Below are 4,284 nucleotides of genomic sequence, written 5' to 3' on the forward strand. Positions count from 1 at the left end.
CGGCCAACATCGCCTTTGCCAAGGCACGGGAGGCGATCGGAAATGCGGAGGATCTAACGATCGAAGAGAAGAGTGTCTGGGGCGAGCCGCGCGAGGAGATCGTTGCCGCGGCGGAGGCCGCCGACGCCATGATCGTGATGGGCCGCCGGGGTCTCGGCAAGATGCAGAAATTGATCATCGGCAGCGTCTCGGACGCGGTGATCCGCACCGCGCATCGGCCGGTCACGGTGGTGAGCTGAGTTTCGGCCTCCAGCCTCCATCCTCCAGTCTCGAGCTTCGATTAGACTGAGCAGGAGGCAGGAGGCAGGAGGCAGGAGGCAGGAGGCAGGAAGCTGCCGACCACCGCTCTCAGACGGCGTAACGCAGGATCGCCGCCAGCGCCTTGCCTTCCGGGATGTCCTGCGCGCGCACGCTCAGCACCTCGCCGCCGGACAGAAGCACCCGCCGGGCGATCTCGTCGATGACCCCGTAGGTGTCGGCGCTCGCGGCGTCCGCGAAGGTGACGGTGCCGTCCGACTCGGCGACCGTGCCGTTCACCACCTGATCCATGTCGACCAACAGGCTCTGCACGGCGCCGAAGGTTGCCGCGCGTGCGGTGCGGGCGATGTCGGTGGTGGCTCGATCCTCGTTGGCGCGTTGTTGGAAGAGCGCGTTCCAGTCGGCGATTTGCGACCGATAGAGCTCATCGAGCAGCGGGCGCGCGGCGGCGGCCAGCTCGGCCTCGGACATCCGCTCCGGATTGCCCTCGATCCCTTCGGCGACCAGATGCGGGTAGCTGTTGACCGAGCGGTAGATGGCGCCGAGGCTCTCGACCGAGGCCAGGATCAAGGGGGCCGAGCTGCCGGCCAGGAGACCGCGCAGGGCGCCATCGACCTTGCGCGCGTACTGCCGCAGCCGGACCTTCTTGCCCTCGGAGCCGCCGATGCGCCCGCTGTAGGAGCGGGTCGCGATGCTCGCCTCGCCGACCGACGAGGCGGCATCCGTCGGCATTCCCGCGACCTTGACCTCGCTCGCCGGCAGGTCCGCAGAGACCTCGATCAGGCGCACGCCCCCGTCGGCCAAGGCCAAGACGTACCCGGCGTTGCAGAAGTTGACCGAGCGCAGCAACGGCTTCAGGTGAAAGCGATCGGAGACCTTGACCAAGGGTTCCAACGCGTTCGGGACGCGGAAGGTGCGCAGATTGTCCGGGGTGGCGAAGACCACCAAACCGTGGGCTTGGAAGCGCCAGAACGCGTCGTCCTCGACGAGATCGTCCAGCTCTTCGATCAGGTCGTTGATGCGCCGCTTGTCTGCCCCGGCCGCCTCCAACTGAGTCAGCGCCTCTTTGGTCAGGTTCTTGAGCAGGATGCGATCCGCGTCCGTTTCCGTGCTGATCGGCGTGGTGGGCAGGATGATCGACACCGCGATGTCGAAGCGCTGGGTCGCTAGGTCGGCCAGCTCGTCGGCGGTCGGAAGATCGAGATAGAGCATGCGTGGTCTCTCCGGTGGTGATGGCCGGCGGCGGTGTCGACGCCGGTCCAAGTGTTCATAAGGTCATCGGGGTGCGAAGCGCGGTCGCCTCGGCGAGCCGCTCGGTTAGACCTCGTCGACGAGGTGCTCGGGGCGCGGAAGATCGACGTGCGTTGCAGGCTCCGCACCGGAGCGACGGTTCAGGGCAAAGTCCCGCATGGCCGCCGCGCCGGAGAGGTTGTAGACCTCCTTGAAACCATGTTGCGCAAGGATCCGCACCGCCGCATAAGCGCGCTGCCCGCCGCGGCACGAGACAACCGTGGGTCGGGCGGGGTCGAGCTCACCGAAGCGATCGCGCAGATCGTCGAGTCGGATGTGTTTGGCGTGGGGTGCGTCGCACAGCGGAAGCTCTTCGAGCTCTGCCGCCTCGCGGACATCCACGACCTGGAATTCGGAAAGATCCACGTCCGGCTGCATCAGCGGCGCGAGGCCGTCGAGATCGTTCTGCGCAACAAAGGCCGCCATGTGCAGCGGGTCTTTCGCCGAGCCGAAGGGCGGTGCGTAGGCGAGATCCAGCTCCCCGAGATCCCCGATGGTGCCCTTGAAGTGGATCAGGGTCGCGACGATGTCGAGGCGCTTATCCACGCCCGCGGCACCCACCACCTGCGCGCCGAGCACGCGTCCCGTGCCCGTTTCGTAGACCAGCTTGATGCCGATCGGCGCTGCCCCCGGATAATAGCTCGCGTGATGGTAGGAGACGATATGCACAGCGCGCGCATCGAATCCGGCCTGCCGTGCAGCGCGCAGCGACAGACCCGCGATCCCGGCGGCGTAGCCGAAGACGCGCACGACCGAGGTGCTCCAAGCCGCGGGAGCCGGGCGCGAGGTACCCGTCGCGGCATGTTCCCCGGCCAGCCGGCCGGTGCGATTGGCGATGCCCGCCAGCGGGACCCGCATGCGCTCCCCGGTCGGACCGAAGGCATATTCGGCGGCATCCCCGACCGCGTAGATGTCCGGGTCCGAGGTGCGCATGTACGCGTCCGTCGCGATGCCGCCGCTGGCCCCGATGGTTAGGCCGGCATCTACCGCGAGCCCGACGTTCGGGTGCACGCCGATACACATCAGGACCAGGTCCGCCGGCAGATGGGTCCCGTCGGCGAGGGTCACGCCGCTCACGGCCCCATCGGTCTCCTCGATCGCGGCGACGCCGCGGCCGAGCTCGAGTCGGACCCCGTTGCGCTCGCACTCGCGGTGGAGCGGCTCGGCAATCTCTCGATCGAAGAAGGGCATGACCTGGTCCTTCAGCTCCACGACCGTGACCTTCAGACCCCGGTGGACGAACTGCTCCGCCACCTCGAGTCCGATGTAGCCTGCACCGACCACGACCGCCTCATTCGCGTGCGCCATCCCGGCGATGATCCGATCCATGTCCCCGATGTTGCGCAGGCTGAAGACGCCTTGGGCCGTTGCGCCGGGGATCGGCAGCACGATCGGCGCGGCACCGGGCGAGAGGATGAGCTTGTCGTAGTCCTCTCCGTACTGCTCGCCGGTGTCGAGATTCTTGACCAGAACCCTCTTGGTCGCGCGGTGGATGGCGATCACCTCGTGGCGGATGCGCGCATCGATCAGAAACCGATCGCGAAACAGCTCCGGCGTCGCGACCAGGAGCTGCGCGCGATCGCTGATCTCGCCGCCGATGAAATAAGGTAGGCCGCAGTTGGCGAAGGACACATAAGGGTCGCGCTCGAACATGATGATCCGGGCACGCTCGTTGACGCGGCGGGCCCGCGCGGCCGCCGATGCGCCGCCCGCCACACCGCCGACGATCAGGATTTTCGGGGAGGCGTGAGCCTGTGTTCTGGTTGCCACCGCTGTTTCTCCTGCCGTCTCGGTTAAGCAAAAAACCCCACGCGATCGAGAAAGAATCCCGTCGACGTCGACGGCGGGATTCTATCCGAAACGCGGATCCCGCGCCGCTTGACCCGAACAGCGTCGCGGCACCGCATCCTCCGACCGCGCTCGACACATGGCGCCTGTTGCCGTTGGGCAATCCAGGCGCTCGACGGGTTGCCGCGACCTTGTCGGTGATGCGCCCCGCGGCTACTATCGGCGCGGCAACCGACCAGAAGCGATCCGGCGCGAGGAGCGAGTATGAGAGTGGTGATCATCGGCGGCGTCGCCGCTGGCATGAGTGCGGCAAGTCAGGCCAGGAGGACACGTCAGGATGCCGAGATCCTGGTTCTGGAGAAGACGCAAGACGTCTCCTACGGCGCCTGTGGACTGCCGTACAAGCTGCCCCCGGACACGGACATGGACGACCTGCTCGTCATCTCCGCGCAGCGCTTTCGCGAGGAGCGCAACATCGACGTGCGCCTCGGCCACGAGGTGCTGAAGATTGACCCGAGCCGGCGCGAGGTCGGCGGCCGCAACGCCGAGGGCGATTTCGTGCTCGGCTACGACAAGCTGATCATCTGCACGGGCGCGCGGGTCTCGGCGCCGCCGATCAAGGGGCTCGACAGCCTTTGGGGGAAGGGCGCCTATCCGCTGAAAACCATCGACGACGGACGCACCATCAAGGCAGCGATGGCGGCACATCCGCCCAAGCGCGTGGTGGTCATCGGCGCCGGATACATCGGGCTGGAAGCGACCGAGAACTTCCAGGAGATGGGCGCCGCGGTCACCGTGGTGGAGGCCCTTCCCGAGATCCTACCCTGGCTACCCGAGACGCTGCGCGCGCGGGTGCTCGAGGAGGCGAAGGCGCACGGGGTCGAGATGCTGTTGGGCACGCGGGTCGAGGCGATCGAGCGCACCGGCGCAGCGATCAGCGTCAAGACT

4 protein-coding genes are annotated in these 4,284 nt (G+C 67.2%); 2 read left to right on the plus strand and 2 right to left on the minus strand.

The features are described 5' to 3' along the window. Nucleotides 1–239, plus strand: a 239-nt coding sequence (locus GPT33_RS17260) for a universal stress protein (RefSeq protein WP_296811473.1), incomplete at its 5' end; no start/stop codon positions are given. Between the two features lie 109 nt (nt 240–348). Here the strand turns inward: GPT33_RS17260 and GPT33_RS17265 are convergent. Together GPT33_RS17265 and GPT33_RS17270 are read right to left on the minus strand one after the other, a co-directional pair. Beyond that, nucleotides 349–1,470 carry a hypothetical protein gene (locus tag GPT33_RS17265; RefSeq protein ID WP_296811476.1) on the minus strand — a complete coding sequence of 374 codons (1,122 nt, stop codon included), beginning with the start codon at nt 1,468–1,470 and terminating at the stop codon, nt 349–351. 105 nt (nt 1,471–1,575) lie between these two features. Continuing rightward, complete coding sequence (locus tag GPT33_RS17270; RefSeq protein WP_296811480.1) at nt 1,576–3,318, minus strand: FAD-dependent oxidoreductase; 1,743 nt, start codon at nt 3,316–3,318, stop codon at nt 1,576–1,578. Nucleotides 3,319–3,600: 282 nt separating this feature from the next. Between GPT33_RS17270 and GPT33_RS17275 the strand changes: the two genes are divergently transcribed. Next, nucleotides 3,601–4,284, plus strand: a 684-nt coding sequence (locus tag GPT33_RS17275; RefSeq protein ID WP_296811483.1) for an FAD-dependent oxidoreductase, incomplete at its 3' end; no start/stop codon positions are given.

The organism is Thiocapsa sp. (assembly GCF_011390875.1).
In the GTDB taxonomy this organism is placed as follows: domain Bacteria; phylum Pseudomonadota; class Gammaproteobacteria; order Chromatiales; family Chromatiaceae; genus Thiocapsa.

What these genes read in the sequence shown, in the direction of transcription:
- GPT33_RS17265 (WP_296811476.1), bottom strand. Translation starts at nt 1,470, where the DNA reads ATGCTCTATCTCGATCTTCCGACCGCCGACGAGCTGGCCGACCTAGCG.